Source organism: Roseicyclus sp., assembly GCF_052168335.1.
Taxonomy (GTDB): Bacteria; Pseudomonadota; Alphaproteobacteria; order Rhodobacterales; family Rhodobacteraceae; genus Roseibacterium.
This window is the reverse complement of sequence record NZ_JBQLZP010000014.1, coordinates 1-21,538: the sequence shown is the minus strand read 5'-3', so window position 1 is coordinate 21,538 and position 21,538 is coordinate 1. Positions and strand designations below refer to the sequence as shown.

Here is a 21,538-nt window from a genome sequence, read left to right as displayed (position 1 = left end):
GGTCGAGAACTGCACGATCATCCCGGGGCAGTATTTTTCCAGCCCCTCCTTCAGGCGCGCGAACTTCTCGGGGTCGGCGGACGGCGTCTCGTCGTCGTTGCGGACATGGGCGTGGACGATCGAGGCGCCCGCCTCGAAGGCCTCGTGGGTGCTCTCCACCTGCTCCGACACGGTGATCGGCACCGCGGGGTTGTTCGCCTTCGTGGGCAGGCTGCCCGTGATCGCAACGCAGATGATGCAAGGGGTGCTCATGGCGGTCTCCTCCGTGGCGCGATCACGACGCCTTCGCCCCGGCGGGCGCAAGCACGAAGTCGTGCTCGACCTCGAGGAAGGGTCCGTCGAACCCCGCCTCGGCGATACGCGCCGGGTCGTCGACCGGCACGAACTCGGCCATCAGGCTCCGCTTCACGCCGAAGACGGCGTCCGAGGCGATATAGGGATCGTCGGGGTCGAAGATGTGGGTCGTGAGCGTCTCGAACCCCTCCGCGCCGATGATGTAGTGCAGATGCGCCGGACGGTAGGGATGCCGCCCGAGCGCGCCGAGGAGCTTGCCGACCGGCCCGTCGTCGGGGATCGGGTAGAATTTCGGCTTCACGCCGCGGAACCAGTAGGCGCCGCTCGCGTCCGACCGGAACACGCCGCGGAGATTGAAGTCAGGCTGGATGCCCTTCTGCTGCACGTCGTAGAAGCCCTCGTCATTGGCCTGCCAGACGTCGATCCTGGCGCCTGCGATGGGCCGTCCCCCGGTGTCGAGGATGCGACCGCGCACCAGCATCGGCTCGCCCTTCCGGTCGAGGCAGATGTTCGAGCCCAGGGGAAGTTCGGGCGCGCCATCGACGTGGAAGGGCCCGAGGACGGTCGATTCCGACGCGCCCGAGGGCTTTCGGTTGTTGATCGCATCGACCAGCATCGAGACGCCGAGAACGTCGGACAGCAGGATGAACTCCTGCCGCCATTCGTTACACATGTGGCCCGTGTCGGTCAGGAACATGATGGCGCGGAACCATTCCTCCTGCGTGGGCTCGATCTCCTTCACCGCGGCATGGAGGTGGCGGATCAGCACCGCCATGACCTCCTTCAGACGGGCATCCTCCGCCCCCTCGTTGCGGGCGATGACGACCTCGGCCGAATTCTCCTCGGTGAAGTAGCCGCTTTCCTGCGTAGTCATGTCGGAGCCTCTCATTCGGCGGCCGCGGCGGCGCGGCCCTGGGGTTGCAGGATGCTCTCGAGCACCCGGCGAAGCTCGGCCTCCGGGTCCTCGGCCATTTCGGCGATCCGGTAGCAGACGTGCTGGTCGGGGCGCGTCATGACGGCGCCGGTGTCGCCGGTCTCGCGGATGCGCGCCCAGTCGCCCAGGTGATCCTGCACCGGCCGCCGCGGCCCGATGACGTGGACGGCGATCTCGACGCCCATCTCCCGGCCGATGGTCTCGGCGGCGCGGGCCCAGGCCTCGCCCCCGATCCCGGTGAAGATCGTCCAGCGCCCCTTGCCGCAGAGGTCGAGCGTCGAGACCTTCACGCCGTCCTCGCGGAAGAGCCAGCAATGGGGGATGCGGGCCCCCGGCCAGGTCGTCGGCTGGTAGTGCAGTTCCGCGTCCCGCGCGAAGCCCGGATCGGGATGGTCGTCCTTCAGCACCGCGCCGCTGGCGTAGCGCTGGTTCATCTCGACGCCGTGGCAGTCGAACTCGTACTTCTTGAACTCGATCGCCTTCCTCAGCGCCTCGCGCTGCGCCTCGGCGGCGGCGTCGGAGTCGCAGCGCTTGTCCATGTTCTGCTGCATCTTCACCGGGTCGACCGTGCCGGTCAGGCCCAGCGCCTCGAAGATCGGGCCGAATTCGCCGATGGACTGGTTGGCGCGGGTCACGATCTGCTTCGCGACCGGGGCGCGCTCCTCCGAATAGCTGCGCAGGAGCGCCGGCCCCGCCGCCCCCTTCAGGACATGCGCGAGCTTCCAGGCGAGGTTGTAGGCGTCCTGGATCGAGGTGTTGGAGCCGAGCCCGTTCGACGGCGGGTGCCGGTGGGCGGCGTCGCCCATGATGAAGACGCGCTCGGTCTGCATGTGCGTGGCGTACATGTTGTTCACGGTCCAGGTGTTGGCCGAGAGCAGGTCGATCTCGAGCTCCGGGTCGCCGACGAGCTGGCGCGCGACCTCGGTGGCATAGGCCTCGTCGACCTGGGGCGCGGGTGCGTTGATGTCATAGCCCCAGACGATCAGCCACTCGTTCCACGGGCGCACCATCCGCACGAGGCCCATGCCGATCCCGCCCACGTTCGCGCCGGGCTGCATCACCCAGTAGAGGACCGAGGGCCGGTGCGCCACGTAGCGCGACAGGTCGGCGCGGAAGAGGATGTTCATCGAGCCGCCGACGCCCATCTGCCCCTCGAAGGGCAGGCCCGCGGTCTCGGCCACCAGCGAGTTGCCGCCGTCCGCACCCACGAGATACCTGGAGCGGATCGTGAATTCCCGCCCCGTCAGCCGGTCGCGGCAGGTGGTGGTGACGCCGTCGGCATCCTCGGCATGCGAGAGGTATTCCGTCGACATCCGCGCCTGCGTGCCGCGCGAGCAGGCCGTCTTGAACAGGAGCGGCTCCATGAAGGTCTGCGGCAGGTCGTTCATGTGGCAGGGCGAGGCGATCTCGTGCGCGGCCTTGGAGGCGGGCGAATTGCCCCAGCTCTGCATCCGGCCGAGTTCCTCCCCCGCGAGGCTCTCGCAGAAGACGTTGTTGCCCATCAGGTCGCGTTCGGTCGCGAAGAGATAGGCTTCCTCCTCGACCTCGCGGCCGAGATCGCGCAGCACCTCCATCGTGCGCTGGTTGGTGATGTGCGCGCGCGGCGTGTTCGCGAGCCAGCGGTAGCGGTTGACCGCCATGTTCTCGATCCCGTAGCTCGACAGGAGCGCGGCCGTCGCGCTGCCCGCGGGCCCGGTGCCGATGATGAGAACGTCGGTGGTGATGTCGGCCATGGTCCTTGTCTCCCTTTGGTCTTGCGGGCGCCGCGGTCAGCGCCGGATGTCGAGCCTGCGTTGCGTCGGAAAGAGGGCGATCCCGGTGCGGCGCGCGAAGAGCCCCCAGAGCCCCCGCGGCGCGAACAGCATCACGCCGATGCCGAGCAGCCCGAGAACGATGAGGTAGGCCGCGCCGTAATCGGCGAGGAGCTTCTGCAGGAAGAAGAACACGAGGACGCCGAGGATCGGCCCCTCGATCGTCCCGATGCCCCCGATCACCACGATGAAGATGACGAAGGCGGTCCATTGCGTGACGGCGAAGGCGCTGTCGGGGCTGATCCGTCCGTTCTGCAGGAAGATGAGACCGCCGGCGATCCCGGTGCCGAAGGCCGCGACGAGGAAGACGATCCACTTCATCCGCTGCGCATCGACGCCGACCGACTTGGCGGCTTCGACATTGTCGCGGAGCGCGGCCAGCGCGAGGCCCCGGCGCGTGCGCAAGAAGCCGTAGATGCCCCCGATCGTGCCCGCCGCGAGCGCCAGCGCGAGCCAGTAGGCGAGGATGTCGAGCGCGGCCGACGAGCGGACGTCGAAGACCCGCTCGATCCACGCGACGCCCCAGATCGCGTCGCGCGCGTCGCGTGGCAGCGAGGTGCCCGTGCCCCCGCCCACCGCCTGCCACTGCGCGACCGTCAGCCGCACGATCTCGGCCACGACCCAGGTGCCGATGGCGAAGTAGGCGCCGCTGAGCCGGAAGACGAAGAAGGCCGTCGGGATCGCGAGGAGGAGCGCGAAGACCCCGGACAGGAACAGCGCCGCGACCGGGTTCACCCCCCAGAGGATCACCGCCCCGAAGAGCATGTAGGCCCCGAAGCCCACGAAGGCCTGCTGGCCGACGCTGACGAGGCCGGTGTAGCCCGCGAGCAGGTTCCAGAACTGCGCCAGCGTCAGCATCGTGAGGATGAAGAAAAGGTCCTGGATCAGGCTTCGCGAGGCGAAGGCCGGAAGGACCACCGCGACGCCGAGCAGGACCAGCGCGGCGATGCCGCTGATCGTGGCCGCGCGCGTGCGCGTCGTGACGGTATGGGTCGCGGCCATCAGTCCACCGCCCTCGGGAAGAGACCGCGCGGCCGGATCAGCAGCACGACGAGGAAGGCGACATGCCCCGCGAGGATCTGCCACTCGGGGTTGATCGCCGCGCCGACCGTCTGCGCGACGCCGATGATGATGCCGCCCGCAAGCGTCCCCCAGAGCGAGCCGAGCCCGCCGATGATGACCGCCTCGAAGGCGTAGATGAGGCGCGCCGGACCCACGTAGGGGTCGAAGTTCGACCGCGTGCCGAGGTAGAGCGCCGCGATGGTCACGACGACGAGGGCGAGGCCCATGGCGGTCGCGAAGACGCGGTCGGGGCGGATGCCCATGAGGCTCGCCGTCACCGGATCGTCGGAGGTCGCGCGGAAGGCCCGGCCGATGGCGGTGCGATAGAAGATCCGGTTGAGCCCGAGGATCACGAGGATCGCCGACGCGAAGGTCAGCAGCGGCAGGAGGCCCATCGTCACCGGTCCGACACTGACCGACGCGGTCTCGAGCGGACCCATCGAGATGCGCTGGCTGTCGGCCGAGAAACCCTCGAGCAGCGCGTTCTGGATCACCACCGAGAGGCCGAAGGTCACGAGGAGCGGCGGCAGGATGTCGTCGCCGAGCGTGCGGTTCAGCACGGCCTTCTGGAGGACCCAGCCGAAGCCGAACATCACGGGCGCCGCGACCAGCGCCGCGAGGAACGGGTCGAGGCCGAGGACCGAGACCACCACGAGAATGAGGTAGGCCCCCATCACGATGAGGTCGCCATGCGCCAGGTTCACCAGCCGCATGATCCCGAAGACGAGGCTGAGCCCCGCGGCGAACAGCGCGTAGAGCCCGCCGAGCAGCACCCCCTGCACGATGGTGTCGATCCAGATCACGGCCTCGCCTCCCCCTGCCCGCTCATGCCTTGGTCCCGAAATAGGCCGCGTGGATGTCGTCGCGCCCGATCTCGTCGGGGCGGCCCTCGAGCGTCACCCGGCCCTCCATCATGCAGTAGACGCGGTCGGCGACCTTCAGCGCCTGGCCGATGTCCTGCTCGACGACGATGACGCTGGTGCCGCCCTCCCGGATGCGCGGCAGCGCCGCGTAGATGTCGCGGATCACCACCGGCGCGAGGCCGAGGCTGATCTCGTCGCAGAGCAGCACTTCCGGGTTCGACATCAGCGCGCGGCCGATCGCCACCATCTGCTGCTGCCCGCCCGAGAGCGCGGTGCCGGGCGCGTGCCGCCGCTCCTTCAGGACCGGGAAGAGGTCGTAGATCGTCTCGAGCGTCCAGATGCCGGTTCCGTCGTGGCCCGCGGCCAGTTCCATCGGATCGGGGGCGCCGGTGAAGCGGCTTAGGAAACTGTCGATCCGGTCGCCGAGGTCGCGCCCGCCCTTGTGCTGGCCGCCGATGAGGAGGTTCTCCTCGACCGAGAGCGACGGGAAGAGCTTGCGCCCCTCGGGGACCATGACGATCCCGCGCTTCATGATCGTGTCGGGCATGAGGTGGCCGATGGCCGTGCCCTTGTGCCGGATCTGCTCGGCTCCGCCCCGCAGGACGCCGGTGATCGACCGCATCAGCGTCGTCTTGCCGGCCCCGTTCGCGCCGATGATGGCGACCGTCTCGCCCGCCTCCAGCCGGATGTCGACGCCGAAGAGCGCCTGGAAGTCGCCGTAGTGCGCCGTCAGGCCGTGGGTTTCCAGCAGCGCCATCAGACCTCGATCCCCAGGTAGATCTCCTTGACCTCGCGGCTCTCCATGATCTCGGCCGGATCGCCGATGCCGATGACCCGCCCGAAGTCGAGGACGAGCAGGCGCTCGACCACCGCGGTCAGCGCGTGGAGGACGTGCTCGATCCACACGATGGTCACGCCGCCCGCGTGGAGGCCGCGGATCGTCTCGACGAGGGCGCCGCACTCGGCATCCGTCAGCCCGCCCGCGATCTCGTCGAGCAGGAGGAGCTTCGGCCCCGTCGCCATGGCGCGCGCCAGTTCCAGCCGCTTGCGCTGGAGGAGCGTCAGCCCCCCCGCCGCGCGGTTCGCGACCGCCATCAGCTCGGTCCGGTCCAGCACCTCGACGACGTGGTCCACGACCTCGCCCTCGCGCCGGTTCTGCCCGTGCGTCGCCGCGACGAGGAGGTTCTCGAACACCGTGAGCCCCGTGAAGGGCTGCGGGATCTGGAAGGAGCGGCCCATCCCCGCGAGGCAGCGCTGCATCGGCGGCATCCGCGTCACGTCGCGGCCGAGATATTCGATCCGCCCCGCATCCGGCGCCAGATTGCCGGTGATGAGGTTGAACAGCGTCGACTTGCCCGCCCCGTTCGGCCCGATGATGCCGAGCGCCTGCCCCTCCGGCAGGTCGAAGCCGATGCCGTCGGCGACCCTGAGGGCGCCGAAGCTCTTCGAGACATCGTGCAGCGACAGGATGGTGGCCATCCCCTTCGTCCTCCTTGTGGACGGACGGCCCGGCCTTCCGCCGGACCGTCCACGTGCCTTCCTCAGGCCAGCGGCTCCATGACGCCCTGGGTCGGGATGTCGGGCGCGGTCGTGTTGTCGACGACGGCGAGATCGAAGCTGCCGTCCTCCTGACGCCGCCACTGGCCGCCGACGAGCGGGGTCTTGCAGACGTTCTGCGCCGCGAAGGGCGGCACGCCCTCGCCGTTCCAGGCCACCCGGCCAACGATCGTCTGGAGGTCCGTGGCGGCGATGGTCTCGGCCACGAGGTCCGGGTCGGTCGGGTCGTCCGCCCGCTTGATGACGTCGGCCGCCATCTCGAAGAGCGAATGGACGAAGCCGATGGGCTGTGTCCAGGGACGCCCCGTCGCCTCGGTGAAGGCGGCGGCCAGCTCGCCGCAGCCCTGCCCGGTGAGCGAGGAGGTGAACGGGTGGTTCGCCGACCACCAGACCTCGGACGAGAGGTTGTGGCCCGCCTCGCCCAGCGTCTCGACCGACTGCGGGAAGAGGATCGCCTTGGCCACCGTGATCGCCTTGGGCGAATAGCCCTGCTGGATCGCCTGGTTGCGGAAGGTCGTGAAATCGGGCGGGATCACCACGCCCGTCACGATCTCGCAATTCGCCTGCCGGAAGGCGTTGATCTGGGCCGAGAAGTCGTCCGTCAGGTTCTGGTAGCGGCCCGGATCGACCGTGGTGTAGCCCGCCGCCGCGAAGCCCGGCGCGACGCCCACGTTCGGATCGCCCCAGGCGTTGCCGTCGGCGTCGTTCGGGAAGAGCCCGCCGACCATCTTGTTGGTGTCGAGCTGGTTCCACATGTTAGTGAAGACGGCGATGACGTCCTCGAGGCCCCAGAAGTAGTGGAACGTGTAGTCGAAGGGCCGCCAGCTGTCCGGCGCACCGGGGTTGCCCTGCTGACCGATGAACCAGGGCTGCCAGGGCGCCTTGGTCGAGATCGTCGGGATGCCCTCGGCCTCGCAGACGGTGGAAACCGGGTTCGTCGTCTCGGGCGTGGAGGCCACCAGCATCAGGTGGATCTCGTCGTCGATGATGAGCTCCTGCGCCACGTCGGCGGCCCGGTTCGGGTTCGACTGGCTGTCGCGCACGAGGACCTCGACGTTCAGGCCCTGCTCGGCCGCGACGCGGTTGAACATCTCGATGGTGAAGGCGTCCGCCTCGGCGAACCCGGCGAGCGGGCCCGTCTGCGGGCTGACATAGCCGATGCGGATCGTGGTCCCCTGCGCCAGCGCGGGGGCGGCGAGCCCGCCGGTCCCGAGGACGAGACCGGTGGCGGCGCCCGACTTCAGAAGTCTTCTTCTCGTGATCATGGTAGTCCTCCCAGTTTGCGACGATCAGTCCGGCCGTGTGCCTTCCCAGGCGGCCTGCAGTAGCGCCCGTATGTCGTCCTCCTCGAACGGGCGCGGATTGGCGTAGCGGTTCTCGACGGCGATGGCGGCGGCGCGGTCGAGGTCGGCCTCGGACAGGCCGAGCTCCGACAGCCGCAGCGGCGCGCCGAGCGATTTCGCGAAGTCCCAGAGCCCGCCGCCGACCGAGCCGCCGAAGAGCGCCGCGATCTCCGCCAGCCGGTCGGTGCCCGCGGCGTTGAAGCCCGCGGTATGCGGCAGGAGGATCGCGTGCGTCTCGGCATGCGGCGTGCCGAAGCTGCCGCCGAGTACATGAGCGAGCTTGTGGTGCAGCGACATCGTCGTGTAGCCGAGCGCGATCGAACAGAGCCAGGCGCCATAGAGGACCTGCGCGCGCGCCTCGCGGTCGCGGGGCGTTGCCGCGACGACCGGCAGCCCCTCGCGGAAGGCCCGCACCCCGTCGATGGACATGAGGCCGATCACCGGGTTGGCGTCGGGCGCATAGAGCGCCTCGACGGCGTGCGCGATGGCGTTCAGCGCCGAGGTCACGGTCATCGCCACCGGCAGGCCGAGCGTCAGGTCGACATCGTAGACGACCGTCTCGGGCCGGATCGAGGCGTCGCGGCGGGTGGTCTTCCGCCCGCCTTCCGTCTCGCCGAGGATGTCCGTCATCTCCGAGCCCGCATAGGTCGTCGGCACGGCGACCTGATCGGCCCCGGTCCGCGTCGCGATGGCCTTGCCGAGCCCGATGGTCGACCCGCCGCCGAGCGCGACGACGCAGTCGGCCCCGGCGGCGCGATACGCCTCGACCGCGCGCGCGGTGACGGCGACGGGCGTGTGCATCTCCGCCGCGGCGAAAATTCCGGCGGACAGGTCGCCCAGCGCAGCGGACAGCGCCGCCGCGTCCCCGGCCTGGTTCGGCGTCGAGAGGACGAGGGCCCGCGAGCGGCCGAGCCGGCGGATCTCGTCGCCGACGCGCGCGAGCGTGCCCGCGCCGAAGACCACGCGCGGCGAGATCCCTGCGAAGACGAAGCCCGTGCCGATCCCGCTCATGCCGCGCCCGCCAGTGCCGGGACGCCGCTCGCAAGTGCCGCGAGGACGCGCGAGACCTCGGCGCATTCCGCGTCCGAGACGAGGTGCGGCCGGCCCGGCAGGATCTCGGACCGAACCCGCGCGCCGGCTAACGCCATCTCGCCCACCGCCTTCTGGAAGGCCCAGAGCGGGATCCAGGGGTCGGCGTCCCCGCAGCTCGCATAGACCGGAAGGCCGTGAAGGTCGCGTCGCGGCAGGTCGTCCGCCGTGGCGCCGACCCGGCAGCCGGTGAGCATCGCGGCCGCATCGACCCCGCCCCGGCGCATCAGCCATTCCAGCGTCAGGCAGGCACCCTGCGAGAACCCCGCGAGGATCAGCGGCACGCGAGGCGAGGCCGCCCGCGCCGCGTCGATTGCCGCGCCGACCGTTTCGAGCGCCGCGTCGAGCTGCGCCGCCGTCGCCTCGGTCATCGGCTCGACCGCCTTCGCGTCGTACCAGGCCCCGCCGGGCGCACGCGGCAGGACGAAGCGGACGCCGGGCGCCGCGACGCGGGAGAGGATGGTCGCGACCATCTCCTCCGGCGTCTGGCCCCGCCCGTGGAGGAAGACGCAGACCGCGCGCGCCGCGTCGGCCGCCGCCCCGTGGTATGTCGTCCGCGTCATCCCCCTGCCCCTCAGGCGTCCTGGAAGCTGGCGGGCTCGAGCCCGGCGATGAGCTCGTCCTTGCGGTCCTCGAACCACGGCGGGAACACCAGCGTCGTTCCGATCGCATCCGCCGGCTCGTCCTTGGCCCAGCCCTCGGGCACGGTCCACGCGAGCTCGAAGAGCGCGCCGCCCGGCGAGCGGACGTAGCAGGACTTGAAGTACATCCGGTCCTTCTGCTCGGAGATGTCGGTGAAGCCGAGCCCCTCGATATGGGCGCGGAGCTTCATCTGGTTCTCTTCGTTGCCGGTGTTGAGCGCGAAGTGATGGATCGTGCCGCCCGAGAGCGTCCAGGTGCCCTGCGGCTCGTCCCGGATCTCGGTGATCTCCACGACGCTCGACGGTCCGTTCGGGTTCGGCACCTCGTAGGCCATGCCGTCCGCGTCGTCGGCCATCTTCTTCAGCGGCAGCGCGATGGTCAGGAAATCGTCCATCGCGTTGCGGTCGGTCACGGCGACGACACCACCGTAGATGCCCTTGATGCCGTGCTCCGAGGAAATGCCCTGTTCCTCGTTGGCGATCGGCCTGCGGTTGTCGCCCGGGTTCTCGACGAGTTGCATCTCGATGCCCGAGGGATGGCGGAACTCGACCCGGTCGAGGCCGAAGCGGTTGCCCTTGCGCGCCTCGATGCCGCGCGCGTTCAGGCGATTGACCCAGAACTCCGACGCCCCGACCGGGATCGCCTGCTGCACGACCTTCGACTGGTTCGTGCCACGCCGCCCGTAAACGCCGGGCTTGCGGAAGGGGAAGGTCGTGAGGATCGTCGACTCCTCGCCTGTGGGGGAGCCGTAGTAGAGGTGATAGACGGGAAGAACCCCGTCGAAGAGCACCGTGCGCTTCACGGAATAGAGGCCGAGGTCCTTCGTGAAGAAGTCGTAGTCCTCCTGCGCGCCATCGGTGCTCATGGTCAGGTGGTGGTAGCCGCTGATCGCTGACATGCTTCGCTCCCTCTGTGGTCGTGTCATGCGTCCTCGCGGCCGGGATGGGCCCGGGCGAGGATGAAACGGTGGCGGGCCTCGTATCCGCCCGCGCCGCAGGGGGCGAAGCGGGTGACGAGGGCCGGTTCGACGGCGAAGAGCGGATCGGCCCCGAGCGCCGGATCGTCGCCGTCGAAGAGATGCGTGGTGAGCGTCTGGAACCCCGGCCGCGAGATGCGGAAATGCAGGTGCGCGGGGCGCTCCGGGCTGAGGCCCAGCCGCCCGAGCAGTTCACCCACCGGGCCGTCATGCGGGATGGCGTAGCCCTTGGGCCGCACCGTCGTCACGAGGGCGCGCCCGTCGGGCCCGGTCGTGTAGGTGCCGCGCAGGTTCTGCTCGGGCTGGAGGTCCGGCGCCTGGTTCTCGTAAAGCCCCTCCGCATTCGCCTGCCAGACCTCGATGCGCGCGCCGCCGACGGGCTCGCCGTCGAGATCGGCCACCTCGAGCCCGAGGACCAGCCGGTCGCCCAGCCCGTCGATCGAGATGCTCTCGCCGTCCCGCCGCTTCGGCGCGCCGGTGCGATAGAAGGGCCCCGCGATCGTGTTGGGCGTCGCGCCGGCCGGGCGCCGCGTCACCTGCGCCTCCACGAGGCTGGTGATGCCGAGCGCATCGGCGAGAAGCACCCATTCCGAGCGGCGCGCATCCGAGGCATGCCCCACCTCGGTCAGGAACCGGATCAGCGCGCGAAGGTCGGCGCGGTCCACGCGCTCCTCCTCCACCAGCCGCGCGAGCGCCGCCACGAGCCGGCTCACACGCTCGGCGAGATGCCGGTCGGGGGCGTTCCGCACGCGGTCCGCGAACTGGTCGGCAATGCGCCGCGCCGGTGTCTGGGGGATGCCCACGTTCATCGTCTTCCTCTTCCCTGAGGCAGACGATAGGCTTCGCAGATAGCTTGAACATTCTAATGTTCGGCTGCAACATAACGATCTGTTATGAAGATTGACGAGAAACACCTCGCCCAGCTGGCGGCGGTCGTGGAGACCGGCAGCGTGACGGATGCGGCGCGGCAGCTCGGCCTGTCGCAACCGGCGCTGTCGCGCACGCTCTCCATGCTCGAGAAGCGGCTCGGCGAACCCCTGTTCGAGCCGGGCAAGCGGCCGCTCCGCCCGACGATCATCGGCCAGCAGCTCGCCGAGCACGGCCGGGTGATCTTCGAGGCGTCGCGCAAGGCCTCCGAGACGGTCCGCAGCTTCCGGACGGGGTCGGTCGGCACGGTGCGGATCGCGGGCGTGCCCTTCTTCATGGACGCCTTCATCAGCCGCATGATCGGCGAGTTCCAGGTGCGCCAGCCCGACATCCGGGTCGACCAGTCCTACGGCAACCTGCCCGAACTGGAGAGCGGCATCGCCTCGAACAGGCTCGACCTCGCCATCACGCCGCTCGGGATCGTCGATGCGGCGCGGGGCTTCTCCTTCACGCCGATCCTGCCGGGCCGCAACATCGTCGCCTGCCGCAAGAGCCACCCCCTCCTGCGCAAGCGGCGGCTCACCACGAAGGACCTGATCGACTTCCCCTGGATCGCGCCGCTTCCGGGCTCGCCGCTCCTGGCCGACCTGCACGCCATTCTCCTCTCCATCGGCATGTCGGAGATCAGCGTGCGGTATTCGGGCGGCTCGCTCCTGTCGGTGTTCAACTACCTCGAGGAGACGGACGCCCTGACGGTCCTGCCCCATTCGGTCGTCTTCGCGCACCGGAAGGACCGGCAGGTCACGGTCCTGCCGGTCGAGATCCCGCAGCCGGCGCGGACGCTGGGCATCCTGCGCCTCGCAGGCGGGCCGCGCCTTCCGGCGGCCGAACGCCTCGCACAGCACATCACCACACGGTTCGACGACCTGCGCCAGCTCATCAAGCGCCACGAGAACTCCATCGTCTGGGGCATGAGCGAGGATCGCGCCTCGGCGCCATGAGGAATGCGGCTCGGCGGACGAAGCCGTCCTCCAGACTGCCATCCGGTCCTTCCGGCGGCCGGGCTCGCTCTCCCCGGCCGGTTCGGCGGAACAGCGCAAGCCGCCCCGCCCGGCATCTCCTGCTTGCGGCCGGACGGCCTGCGGCAGTTCACGCAGACGAGGTCCACACCCGGCCGCCGCCCTTCGGGCCGCATGACATGGCCCGAAGACGGCGTGGCATTGACTTGTGGCGTCCCAGCGCTTCGTCTTCGGTCAGCGGTTCGGGACGATGCCGCGTCCGTGAACCTCCTGCCGGAAGATGCGATATGGCTGCTGCACATGGATAGTATCGCCGGGACCGTCGATCTCGGCGTCACGAGCTTCCGGTGGGTCGCCGGGGAGGACCGGCTGAGCTTCCGGGGCTCTGCGGCACGCCGATTGGAAGCGCTCGGCGTGGGCTCCATCGAGGATCTCCTGCGACTTGTCGCGGAGGACGAGCGGCAAGATGCCCGCCTTGCGTGGCGGACACATGCGGAGCTGGAAGGCCCGCTCCGGCTGAACCTGTCGATCGACGTGGGACGGAAGCAGCTTCGTCGGGTCAGCCTGCATGCCTGCATGGAGGACGGGATCAGCCGGGGGACGCTGGCGGACGTCACCGGGGAGCATGCGGCCGGCGGCACCGGAGGGACCGGTCCCGACGCCGACGGCGAGGGACCGGATCTCGACGGCATCGGCCCCTATACATACGACGCGGAGGCCGGGCTTCACCGATGGAGCACCCAGCTCTGCCGCCTCATCGGGCTGTCTCCCGACCGCGACCAGCGCCTGTCGACGGACGCGATCCTGGCACGCATCCATCCCGGCGATCTCGACCGCTTCGAACGCGCGGCGGCGACGGCCATGCAGCGCCCCGAGCCATATCGGCTTCAGTACCGGATGCAGGCCGAGGATGGCCGGGTCGTCCATGTCGAGGACCGGGGCATCCCTTTCGGGCCGCGCGATCCCGAAACCGGGCGCTTTCGCTGCGCGCGCGGCGTGCTCATCGATGTCACCGACCGTGCGACCACGGAAACGCGGCTGAGCGAGGCCAGCGCGATGCTCGCGGCCCTCTTCGAGAATGCTCCGCTCGGGCTCGCGATCTGGGACACGGACCTGCGGTACGTCCGCGTCAACGAGCGGCTCGCGGAGATGAACGGTTTTCCCGTCGAACGCCACCTCGGCAAGCGGCCTGACGAACTCCTCCCCGGCATCGACGGCCTCGAAGGCCTTCTCGGGCGATGGCGGGAGGTCGCGCGAAGCGGCGAGCCATGGCTCGACGTGGAGATCGAGGGCGAAACGGCGGCCGCACCAGGACGGCGCCGTTCGTGGCTGGAACACTTCTATCCCATCTCGGTTGACGGGCGGACGATCGGCCTTGCGGGGATCGTCGAGGAAACCACGGAACGGAAGGCGGCAGAGGTGGCCCTGCGTCAGAGCGAGATGCGGCTGAAGGAGGTTCTCGACGGGACCCTTGCGTTCATCGGCATCGTCGATGACGAGGGCCGACTGACGGAGATCAACGCCGCCGCGCTCGAGTTGGGCGGCCACCGCCGCGAGGACGTGATCGGAAAACGCGTCTGGGAGAGCGCCTTCTGGAGCGACGATCCGATGACGGCGCAGGCGATCGAGGAGGCCGTGGCGCTCGCGCGGGAAGGCGGCGTTTCGCACTTCGACGTGACGACACGCGCTGCCGACGGCTCGGATGTCAACCTCGACTGGATGCTGTCGCCCACGCTCGACGACATGGGACAGGTCCGTTACATGACCATTTCCGCGGTGGACATCACCGAACGGGTGCGCGCCGCAGAGCAGGTGGAAACGCTGCTCCGCGAGGTCAACCACCGGTCGAAGAACATGCTAGCCCTGGTGCAGGCGATCGCCCGGCAGACCGCAAGATCGGGCGCCACCGACTTCATCGAACGGTTCTCTCAGCGCATCGCGTCGCTGTCGCGGTCGCAGGACCTCCTGGTCAGCAGCGACTGGAAGCCGGTGGACCTCCGCGCGCTCGTGCTGGGTCAGCTCGACCATCTGCGGGACCTCGTCGACAGGCAGGTGACGCTCGCGGGCCCGCCGTTCGAGCTTCCTCCGGAGCAGGCGCACATCCTCGGCATGGCGATCCACGAACTCGCCACGAACGCCACGAAGTATGGCGCGCTCTCGACGCCCGAGGGCACCGTGTCGATCGCATGGTCGGTCGAGGGTCCGCACTCGTCGAGGCGTCTGACGCTCGGCTGGACCGAGCGCTCGGGCCCGCCGGTGGCGTTGCCCGACCGCCGCGGCTTCGGCACCACGGTGCTCAAGGACCTCGTGGAATCGAGCCTCGGCGCGGAGGTCGACCTGGACTACGCGCCGGCGGGCCTGTCCTGGGCCATCCGCACCGGCGGGGTCGCGCCGGTTGCCGCGACGGGGACGGACGCCGCCCGCGCGGCGCGCGTGCTCGTGGTCGAGGACGAAGCGCTCCTCGCCTACGAATTCGCAGACGTTCTGCGCGACGCGGGATTCGAGGTCGTCGGTCCGGCGGGTTCGGTCGCGATGGCGCGACGCCTGCTCGAGCACGAGCCCTGTGACATCGCCGTTCTGGACATCAACCTCGGTCGCGAAACCTCTGAACCGCTCGCGGAGCAGCTTCTCGGCCGGAAGATCCCGGTCATTGCCATCTCGGGCTATTCGAAGGAACAGCACCCGACCGTGTTCCGCGACGCCCATTTCATGCCGAAGCCCTTCGACGCGCGGCGCCTCGTGCCGAAGATCCGCGCACTGATTTCCTGAACGCCCGGGATGCCCCCCAGCGACATGTCCATCGCCGCCATTCGACCCCGGGCGCAGCCGACGGCAGCGTCGTGAACGCCAATTCCAGTCGGCCGCCGCCACGCCCCCGCCAGGTCGGGTCCGGCGCGGAAGAGCCGATCCGCCTCCAGCCGCTCAGAAGTCGAGGTTCTCGACGCTCAGCGCGTTGGCCTGGATGAACTCGCGGCGGGGTTCGACCACGTCGCCCATGAGCTTGGTGAAGATGTCGTCGGCCTCGGCCAGGTCGTCGACCTTCACCTGCAGGAGCGTCCGCGCCTCGGGGTCGAGCGTCGTTTCCCAGAGCTGGTCTGGGTTCATCTCCCCCAGGCCCTTGTAGCGCTGCATCTGCTGGCCCTTCGCACCCTCGTCGAGGATCGCCTTCAGGAGCTCGGTCGGGCCGTGGATCAGTTGCTCCCGGTCCTTCCGGGCGAGGGTCGCGGGCTCGCGGTAGACCTCGCGCGTCGTCCGGCTCACCTCGGAGAGCTTGCGCGCCTCGCCCGAGCGCAGGACAGCGCCGTCGAGCGTGCGGATCTCCTCCACCCCGCGCAGCACGCGGCTGAGGCGGATGCCGTGGTCCTGCGTGATCCGGCCGGTCCAGCCGCGCTCGTACTCGGCGGCGACGAGATCGAGGCGCACCGCCACGTCCTCGGCCACGCCCTGCAGGTTCGCGTCCGCGGCGCCCGGATCGAAGGCCCCGGCGATCGCAGCCTGCTCGACCACGTGGCGGGGATAGTGCGTCGGAAAGGCGTCGAGGATGCGCTTGAAGTGGCGCGCGCCCTCGACCACACGGTGCAGGTCCTGCCCCGCGATCTCCTCGCCCCGGGGCAGGCGCAGGACGGCGCCCTCCACGCCCTGGTCGATCAGGTAATCCTCGAGCGCGGCCTGGTCCTTGAGGTAGACCTCGGAGCGCCCCCGCGTGACCTTGTAGAGCGGCGGCTGCGCGATGAAGAGATGCCCGTGCTCGATCAGTTCGGGCATCTGCCGGAAGAAGAACGTGAGCAGCAGCGTGCGGATATGCGCGCCGTCCACGTCGGCGTCCGTCATGATGACGATCTTGTGGTAGCGCAGCTTGCGGAGGTCGAACTCGTCCCGCCCGATCCCGGTGCCGAGCGCGGTGATGAGCGTGCCGATCTCCTGGCTAGACAGCATCCGGTCGAAGCGCGCGCGCTCCACGTTCAGGATCTTGCCCCGGAGCGGCAGAACCGCCTGGTTGTGGCGCGAGCGCCCCTGCTTCGCCGAGCCGCCGGCGCTGTCGCCCTCGACGAGGAAGAGCTCGGACTTGGCCGGATCCTTCTCCTGGCAATCGGCGAGCTTGCCGGGCAGCGAGGCCACGTCCATCGCCGTCTTGCGCCGCGTCAGCTCGCGCGCCTTGCGCGCCGCCTCCCGCGCCAGAGCCGCCTCGATGATCTTGCCGACGATCAGGCGCGCTTCCTGCGGGTGCTCCTCGAACCACTCGCCGAGCTTCTCGTTCATCAGGCCTTCGACGGCGGGGCGCACCTCGGAGGAGACGAGCTTGTCCTTGGTCTGCGAGCTGAATTTCGGGTCCGGCACCTTGACCGATAGAACGCAGGTCAGCCCCTCGCGCGCATCGTCGCCGGAGAACGTCACCTTCTCGCGCCGGGCGATGCCGGACGAGCTGGCATAGAGGTTGATCGTCCGTGTCAGCGCGCCGCGGAATCCCGCCATGTGCGTGCCGCCGTCGCGCTGCGGGATGTTGTTGGTGAAGGGCAGCACCATCTCGTTGTAGCTGTCGTTCCACCACATCGCGACCTCGATGCCGATGCCGTCGCGCTCGCCCTCGATATAGATCGGGTCGGGGATCATCGGGGTCTTCGAGCGGTCGAGATACTTCACGAACTCGCGCACGCCGCCCTCGTATTCCATCTCGGCGCGCAGCGGCTCGGGGTGGCGCAGGTCCTCGAGCACGATCCTCACGCCCGAATTGAGGAAGGCGAGTTCCCGCAGCCGGTTCTCGAGCGTCTTGAAGGAATACTCGAGGTTCGAGAAGGTCGTCGTGGAGGCGAGGAAGCGCACCTCGGTCCCGGTCTCGCCATCGCTGTCGCCGACGACCTGGAGGGACTTGACCGTCTCGCCGCGCTCGAAGCGGGCGTAGTGCTCCTTGCCGTCGCGCCAGATGCGCAGGTCGAGCCAGTCGCTGAGCGCGTTCACCACCGAGACGCCCACGCCGTGCAGGCCGCCCGAGACCTTGTAGGAGTTCTGGTCGAATTTCCCGCCGGCGTGGAGCTGGGTCATGATGACCTCGGCCGCGCTGACGCCCTCCTCCTTGTGGATCGCCACCGGAATGCCGCGCCCGTTGTCGCGCACGGAGACGCTGTCGTCGGGGTGGAGCGTGACGCGGACATAGTCCGCGTGGCCCGCCAGCGCCTCGTCGATGCCGTTGTCGACGACCTCGTAGACCATGTGATGCAGTCCCGAGCCGTCGTCGGTGTCGCCGATATACATGCCCGGCCGCTTGCGCACGGCCTCCAGGCCCTTGAGAACCTTGATGGAATCGGCACCGTAGTCGCTCGGCGCGGGGGCGTTGTCTGCCATGCGGTGATCTGCCTGTCTTGTTTGCGGACTTATACCCGCGCGCGGCGGGAATGTCACGCGATCCGACCCAATATTTAGGGGTTCGAGACGGCGATCACCACAGCCACGAGGAAAAGGAGGACGCCCGCGATCCGGTTGATCCGCGCCAGCCGCTCGGGCGAGGAGAAGCGCCGCCGCGCGCGGTCCACGAGGAAGGCGAAGCCGGTGTTGCCGATGAGCGGAATGACCATCGAGACGGCGGCGATGACCGCCACGTCCGCCGCCGTGATCGCCGTCAGGTCGAAGAACCCCGGCAGCATCCCCATGTAGAAGAGGATCGCCTTGGGGTTCGCGAGGATCGCCGCGATCCCCGCCATGAAGCCGGCCCAGGCCCCGGGGCGGTTGAGCCGGCTGTCGGCCTCGATCGCGCGGTCCGCGTGCCGGATCAGGAGCCAGCCCATCAGCGCGAAGACCCCGACCGCCACCCAGCGGAGCGCCTCCATCACCCAGCCGTAGCTCCCCACGATCCAGGCGAGGCCCAGCGTCGCCGCGATGGACCAGAGCGCGTCGCCGAGCGCCACACCGAGGACCAGCGGGATCGCCGCCACCCAGCCATGCGCCAGCGCCCGCGCCGCCGTGGCGAGCCAGACCGGCCCGGGCGTGATGAACAGGACGAAGAGCGCTCCGGCGTAGAGCGCGATCTGCGCGGCGGTGAGCGTCATCACGGGACCTCGGTGCGCCCCATCGCGTCGAGCGGCCAGAGCGGGTTGAACGCCAGCTCCCATACATGGCCGTCGGGGTCGGCGAAATACCCCGCGTAGCCGCCCCAGAGCGTCGCCGTCGGGGCCTTCAGCCCCGTGGCGCCCGCGTCGAGCGCGCGGACATAGGCCGCGTCCATGCCCGCGCTGTCGTGGAAGTTCTGCGCGTAGGCCGCGCCGCCCGTCCCGAGGGCCGCGCCGGGCCGCTCCTGGTCGGCGGCGAGCGCCTCGGCGTCGAACAGCGCCATGACCGAACCGTCCATCTGGTAGAAGGCGACGCCGTCGACCGCCTGCGCCTCCTTCCAGCCGAGGGCCGCGTAGAAGGCGCGCGACCGGTCGAGGTCCGCGACCCCGAGGGTGACGAGCGTGATGCGGTTCGCGGGCAGATCGCTCATGGCCTCTCCTCCACCCGGACGACGCTCTCGCCGCCCTCCTCCGTCACCGCGACATGCTGCGCCCGGTCTCCGAGCTCGGCGAAGAGCTCCGGCCCCGTCCCGGTCATCCAGGCCTGCGCCCCGAGCGCGCAGATCTCGTCGAAGAGCGCGGCGCGGCGCCCGGCGTCGAGATGGGCCGCCACCTCGTCGAGAAGGACCAGGGGGGCCGCCCCGGTCTCCTCCTTCAGGGCCCGCGCATTGGCGAGGACCAGCGAGATCAGGAGCGCCTTCTGCTCGCCGGTGGAGCATTGCGCGGCGGGCACGCCCTTCTCCACGTAGACCGCCGCGAGATCGGCGCGGTGGGGGCCGATAAGCGTGCGCCCCGCCGCCATGTCCTGCCCCCGACCGGCGGCGAAGGCCTCGGCCAGCGCCGGCGCCCCGGCGGGCCCGGCCTCGCCCTCGAGCGCGAGGGCCGCCGCCGGAAAGACCGTCGCCGCCCCCTGCTGCGCCGCCGAGAGCCGCGCGAGCGCCGCCTCGCGGTTCGCCATGATCGCCGCCCCCGCCTCGGCCATCTGCGTCTCGAGCGCCCGGTACCAGTGCGGATCGCGCACCTCCTCGCGCAGGAGGCGGTTCCGCTCGCGCATGGCCTTCTCGTAGGTCAGCACGTCCTCGGCATGCTCGGGCAGGAAGCTCATCGCCATGCGGTCGAGGAAGCGCCGCCGCCCCTCCGCCCCCTCGATCCAGAGCCGGTCCTGCGCCGGAACCAGCCAGACGATCCGCAGAAGACGCGCCAGCGCCACCTGCGGCGCGGCCTTGCCGTCGATGCGGACGGTGCGCGGCTGCCCCGGCTCGGCGGCGAGTTCGACCTCGTGGCCCGCCCCCGCCCCCGCGAGGTCGGCCCGGATCTTCCAGCCGATGGCCTCGGGGCGGCGGATGATCTCCTCGGCGGTGGCGCGGCGCAGGCCCCGGCCCGGGGGGAGGAGCGAGACGGCCTCCATCAGGTTCGTCTTGCCGGCGCCGTTCGGCCCGTGGAGCGCCACGGGACGCCCGTCGCAGGAGAGCCGCGTGCGCCGGTGGCTGCGGAAATGCGACAGGGCGATCTGGGCGACACGGGGCGTCATGGGCGCGTTTTCCGCACGGAAAACGGGCCGGAAAAGCCGGCTTTTCCGGCCCGGAATTGCCGGCAATTCCGCCCGCTCACACCCGCATCGGCATGACGACGTAGATCGCGCTGGTGTCGTCGCCCTCGCGCATCAGCGTCGGCTCGGCGGAGGAGGCGAACATGAAGACCGCGTTCTCGCGATCCACCTGGCTCGCGATCTCGAGGAGGTATTTCGCGTTGAACCCGATCTCGAGCTTGTCGTCGCCGTAGGCCACGGCCAACTCCTCCTCGGCGTTGCCGGAATCGGGGGCATTGACCGAGAGGATCAGCCGGTCCTCGTCGAGCTGCATCTTCACCGCGCGCGACCGCTCGGAGGAGACGGTCGCCACCCTGTCCACCGCCTTGGCGAAATCGCTCGCGTCGACCTCCATCCGGCGGCTGTTGCCGGTGGGAATGACCCGCGAGTAATCGGGGAAGGTGCCGTCGATGACCTTCGAGGTCAGCGTGATCTCGGGCGTGGCGAAGCGGATCTTCGTCTCGGAGACGGATACTGCGATCTGCGCCTCGTCGTCCTCGAGGAGCTTGCGGAGCTCGCCCACCGTCTTGCGGGGGACGATGACGCCGGGCATTCCCTTCGCCCCCTCGGGGAGCGGCGCGTCGATCCGGGCGAGGCGGTGGCCGTCGGTCGCGACCGCGCGCAGCACCGGGGCGCCGTCGCCCTCGGCCACGTGGAAATAGACGCCGTTGAGGTAGTAGCGCGTCTCTTCGGTTGAGATCGCGAACTTCGACTTGTCGAAGAGGCGGCGCAGCAGCGGCGCGGGCGCCGAGAAGTTCGCGGAGTATTCCGTCGCCGTCATCACCGGGAAATCCTCGCGCGGCAGCGTGGCGAGCTGGAATGTGGAGCGCCCGGCCTCGACCGTGAGCCGCCCCGCGGCGCCGTCCTCGGTGATGCTGACGAGCGCGCCGTCCGGCAGCTTGCGGACGATCTCGTGGAGCGTGACCGCCGAGACGGTCGTGGCGCCCGCGCGGTCCACCTTGGCCGGGATCCGGTCCACCACCTCGATATCGAGGTCGGTGGCGCGGAAGCTCGCCGTGTCGCCCTCCGCCTCGATGAGCACGTTGGCGAGGATCGGAATGGTATTGCGCCGCTCCACGACGGACTGCGCCTGAGAGACCGCGCGCAACAGCGCGGCGCGCTCGATCGAGAGTTTCATGCCCTGGCTCCGACAAGTCGCGGGGAGCCGAGACTAGCCTCTCCCCCCGCAAGCACAAGTGTTTTTCCGGAGTTTCCCAGTCTGCCCGCCCGCGTCAATCCCCGATCGGAGCCGGGCACGAGATCGGGCGCCGCCTCAGGCCTCGAGCGTCCGGCGCAGGATCTCGGCATCCTCGGCGATCTGGCTGTCGACGAGCATCAACTCCTCGATCTTGCGCACGCCGTAGAGGATCGTCGTATGGTCCCGTCCGCCGAACTTGCGCCCGATCTCGGGCAGCGAGCGCGTCGTCAGCTTCTTGCAGAGAAACATCGCCA

Annotated in this window: 20 protein-coding genes; 2 read left to right on the top strand and 18 right to left on the bottom strand. The window is 69.7% G+C overall.

Features of this window, described 5'->3' with window-relative positions:
- From ACTS11_RS00570 to ACTS11_RS00515, 12 genes are all read right to left on the bottom strand, one after another.
- On the bottom strand, positions 1 to 252 hold a 252-nt coding region (locus tag ACTS11_RS00570; protein WP_442638410.1), incomplete at its 3' end, for a 3-keto-5-aminohexanoate cleavage protein.
- A gap of 22 nt (positions 253 to 274) precedes the next feature.
- The gene (locus ACTS11_RS00565) at positions 275 to 1,168 is read right to left on the bottom strand and encodes an intradiol ring-cleavage dioxygenase (protein ID WP_442638409.1); all 894 of its coding nucleotides are present in this window, start codon (positions 1,166 to 1,168) and stop codon (positions 275 to 277) included.
- Positions 1,169 to 1,179: 11 nt separating this feature from the next.
- Positions 1,180 to 2,961: an FAD-dependent oxidoreductase gene (locus ACTS11_RS00560; RefSeq protein WP_442638408.1), complete on the bottom strand. Its 1,782-nt coding sequence runs from the start codon at positions 2,959 to 2,961 to the stop codon at positions 1,180 to 1,182.
- 36 nt (positions 2,962 to 2,997) lie between these two features.
- Positions 2,998 to 4,041 carry a branched-chain amino acid ABC transporter permease gene (locus ACTS11_RS00555; protein ID WP_442638407.1) on the bottom strand — a complete coding sequence of 348 codons (1,044 nt, stop codon included), beginning with the start codon at positions 4,039 to 4,041 and terminating at the stop codon, positions 2,998 to 3,000.
- On the bottom strand, positions 4,041 to 4,904 hold the full coding sequence (locus tag ACTS11_RS00550) for a branched-chain amino acid ABC transporter permease (protein ID WP_442638406.1): 864 nt from the start codon (positions 4,902 to 4,904) through the stop codon (positions 4,041 to 4,043). The genes ACTS11_RS00555 and ACTS11_RS00550 overlap by 1 nt, the downstream gene beginning before the upstream one ends.
- Before the next feature lie 22 nt (positions 4,905 to 4,926).
- Positions 4,927 to 5,721 (bottom strand): ABC transporter ATP-binding protein, encoded by a 795-nt coding sequence (locus ACTS11_RS00545; protein WP_442638405.1) that lies wholly within the window; start codon positions 5,719 to 5,721, stop codon positions 4,927 to 4,929.
- A complete protein-coding gene (locus tag ACTS11_RS00540; RefSeq protein WP_442638404.1) occupies positions 5,721 to 6,443 on the bottom strand; it encodes an ABC transporter ATP-binding protein in 723 nt (240 codons plus the stop codon). The genes ACTS11_RS00545 and ACTS11_RS00540 overlap by 1 nt, the downstream gene beginning before the upstream one ends.
- A gap of 62 nt (positions 6,444 to 6,505) precedes the next feature.
- Positions 6,506 to 7,786 (bottom strand): ABC transporter substrate-binding protein, encoded by a 1,281-nt coding sequence (locus tag ACTS11_RS00535; protein ID WP_442638403.1) that lies wholly within the window; start codon positions 7,784 to 7,786, stop codon positions 6,506 to 6,508.
- A gap of 24 nt (positions 7,787 to 7,810) precedes the next feature.
- Positions 7,811 to 8,875, bottom strand: a complete 1,065-nt coding sequence (locus ACTS11_RS00530) for a maleylacetate reductase (RefSeq protein WP_442638402.1) — start codon at positions 8,873 to 8,875, stop codon at positions 7,811 to 7,813.
- A complete protein-coding gene (locus ACTS11_RS00525; RefSeq protein WP_442638401.1) occupies positions 8,872 to 9,516 on the bottom strand; it encodes an alpha/beta hydrolase in 645 nt (214 codons plus the stop codon). The genes ACTS11_RS00530 and ACTS11_RS00525 overlap by 4 nt, the downstream gene beginning before the upstream one ends.
- A gap of 11 nt (positions 9,517 to 9,527) precedes the next feature.
- A complete protein-coding gene (locus tag ACTS11_RS00520; RefSeq protein WP_442638400.1) occupies positions 9,528 to 10,493 on the bottom strand; it encodes a VOC family protein in 966 nt (321 codons plus the stop codon).
- A gap of 23 nt (positions 10,494 to 10,516) precedes the next feature.
- Positions 10,517 to 11,374: a dioxygenase family protein gene (locus ACTS11_RS00515; protein ID WP_442638399.1), complete on the bottom strand. Its 858-nt coding sequence runs from the start codon at positions 11,372 to 11,374 to the stop codon at positions 10,517 to 10,519.
- Between the two features lie 90 nt (positions 11,375 to 11,464).
- On the opposite strand from ACTS11_RS00515, the gene ACTS11_RS00510 reads away from it, so the two are divergent.
- Positions 11,465 to 12,439 (top strand): LysR family transcriptional regulator, encoded by a 975-nt coding sequence (locus ACTS11_RS00510; protein ID WP_442638398.1) that lies wholly within the window; start codon positions 11,465 to 11,467, stop codon positions 12,437 to 12,439.
- 3 nt (positions 12,440 to 12,442) lie between these two features.
- A complete protein-coding gene (locus ACTS11_RS00505; protein WP_442638397.1) occupies positions 12,443 to 15,226 on the top strand; it encodes a PAS domain-containing protein in 2,784 nt (927 codons plus the stop codon).
- Between the two features lie 153 nt (positions 15,227 to 15,379).
- Here ACTS11_RS00505 and gyrB read toward each other — a convergent pair whose 3' ends face one another.
- From gyrB to ACTS11_RS00475, 6 genes are all read right to left on the bottom strand, one after another.
- Positions 15,380 to 17,797, bottom strand: a complete 2,418-nt coding sequence (gyrB, locus tag ACTS11_RS00500) for a DNA topoisomerase (ATP-hydrolyzing) subunit B (protein WP_442638396.1) — start codon at positions 17,795 to 17,797, stop codon at positions 15,380 to 15,382.
- Positions 17,798 to 17,871: 74 nt separating this feature from the next.
- Positions 17,872 to 18,498, bottom strand: a complete 627-nt coding sequence (locus tag ACTS11_RS00495) for a LysE family translocator (RefSeq protein ID WP_442638395.1) — start codon at positions 18,496 to 18,498, stop codon at positions 17,872 to 17,874.
- Entirely contained in the window at positions 18,498 to 18,929 is a 432-nt protein-coding gene (locus tag ACTS11_RS00490; protein WP_442638394.1) for a VOC family protein, read from the bottom strand. The genes ACTS11_RS00495 and ACTS11_RS00490 overlap by 1 nt, the downstream gene beginning before the upstream one ends.
- On the bottom strand, positions 18,926 to 20,029 hold the full coding sequence (gene recF / locus ACTS11_RS00485; protein ID WP_442638393.1) for a DNA replication/repair protein RecF: 1,104 nt from the start codon (positions 20,027 to 20,029) through the stop codon (positions 18,926 to 18,928). Before recF ends, ACTS11_RS00490 begins: the two co-directional genes overlap by 4 nt.
- A gap of 76 nt (positions 20,030 to 20,105) precedes the next feature.
- Positions 20,106 to 21,224 carry a DNA polymerase III subunit beta gene (gene dnaN, locus ACTS11_RS00480; protein WP_442638392.1) on the bottom strand — a complete coding sequence of 373 codons (1,119 nt, stop codon included), beginning with the start codon at positions 21,222 to 21,224 and terminating at the stop codon, positions 20,106 to 20,108.
- Between the two features lie 135 nt (positions 21,225 to 21,359).
- Positions 21,360 to 21,538, bottom strand: a 179-nt coding sequence (locus ACTS11_RS00475) for a helix-turn-helix domain-containing protein (RefSeq protein WP_442638411.1), incomplete at its 5' end; no start/stop codon positions are given.

Coding starts and splice junctions, on each gene's coding strand:
- ACTS11_RS00565 (WP_442638409.1), bottom strand. CDS start 1,168: ATGACTACGCAGGAAAGCGGCTACTTCACCGAGGAGAATTCGGCCGAG.
- gyrB (WP_442638396.1), bottom strand. CDS start 17,797: ATGGCAGACAACGCCCCCGCGCCGAGCGACTACGGTGCCGATTCCATC.
- ACTS11_RS00490 (WP_442638394.1), bottom strand. CDS start 18,929: ATGAGCGATCTGCCCGCGAACCGCATCACGCTCGTCACCCTCGGGGTC.
- dnaN (WP_442638392.1), bottom strand. CDS start 21,224: ATGAAACTCTCGATCGAGCGCGCCGCGCTGTTGCGCGCGGTCTCTCAG.
- ACTS11_RS00520 (WP_442638400.1), bottom strand. CDS start 10,493: ATGTCAGCGATCAGCGGCTACCACCACCTGACCATGAGCACCGATGGC.
- ACTS11_RS00555 (WP_442638407.1), bottom strand. CDS start 4,041: ATGGCCGCGACCCATACCGTCACGACGCGCACGCGCGCGGCCACGATC.
- ACTS11_RS00525 (WP_442638401.1), bottom strand. CDS start 9,516: ATGACGCGGACGACATACCACGGGGCGGCGGCCGACGCGGCGCGCGCG.
- ACTS11_RS00495 (WP_442638395.1), bottom strand. CDS start 18,498: ATGACGCTCACCGCCGCGCAGATCGCGCTCTACGCCGGAGCGCTCTTC.
- ACTS11_RS00545 (WP_442638405.1), bottom strand. CDS start 5,721: ATGGCGCTGCTGGAAACCCACGGCCTGACGGCGCACTACGGCGACTTC.
- ACTS11_RS00560 (WP_442638408.1), bottom strand. CDS start 2,961: ATGGCCGACATCACCACCGACGTTCTCATCATCGGCACCGGGCCCGCG.
- ACTS11_RS00505 (WP_442638397.1), top strand. CDS start 12,443: ATGCGGCTCGGCGGACGAAGCCGTCCTCCAGACTGCCATCCGGTCCTT.
- recF (WP_442638393.1), bottom strand. CDS start 20,029: ATGACGCCCCGTGTCGCCCAGATCGCCCTGTCGCATTTCCGCAGCCAC.
- ACTS11_RS00540 (WP_442638404.1), bottom strand. CDS start 6,443: ATGGCCACCATCCTGTCGCTGCACGATGTCTCGAAGAGCTTCGGCGCC.
- ACTS11_RS00510 (WP_442638398.1), top strand. CDS start 11,465: ATGAAGATTGACGAGAAACACCTCGCCCAGCTGGCGGCGGTCGTGGAG.
- ACTS11_RS00530 (WP_442638402.1), bottom strand. CDS start 8,875: ATGAGCGGGATCGGCACGGGCTTCGTCTTCGCAGGGATCTCGCCGCGC.
- ACTS11_RS00535 (WP_442638403.1), bottom strand. CDS start 7,786: ATGATCACGAGAAGAAGACTTCTGAAGTCGGGCGCCGCCACCGGTCTC.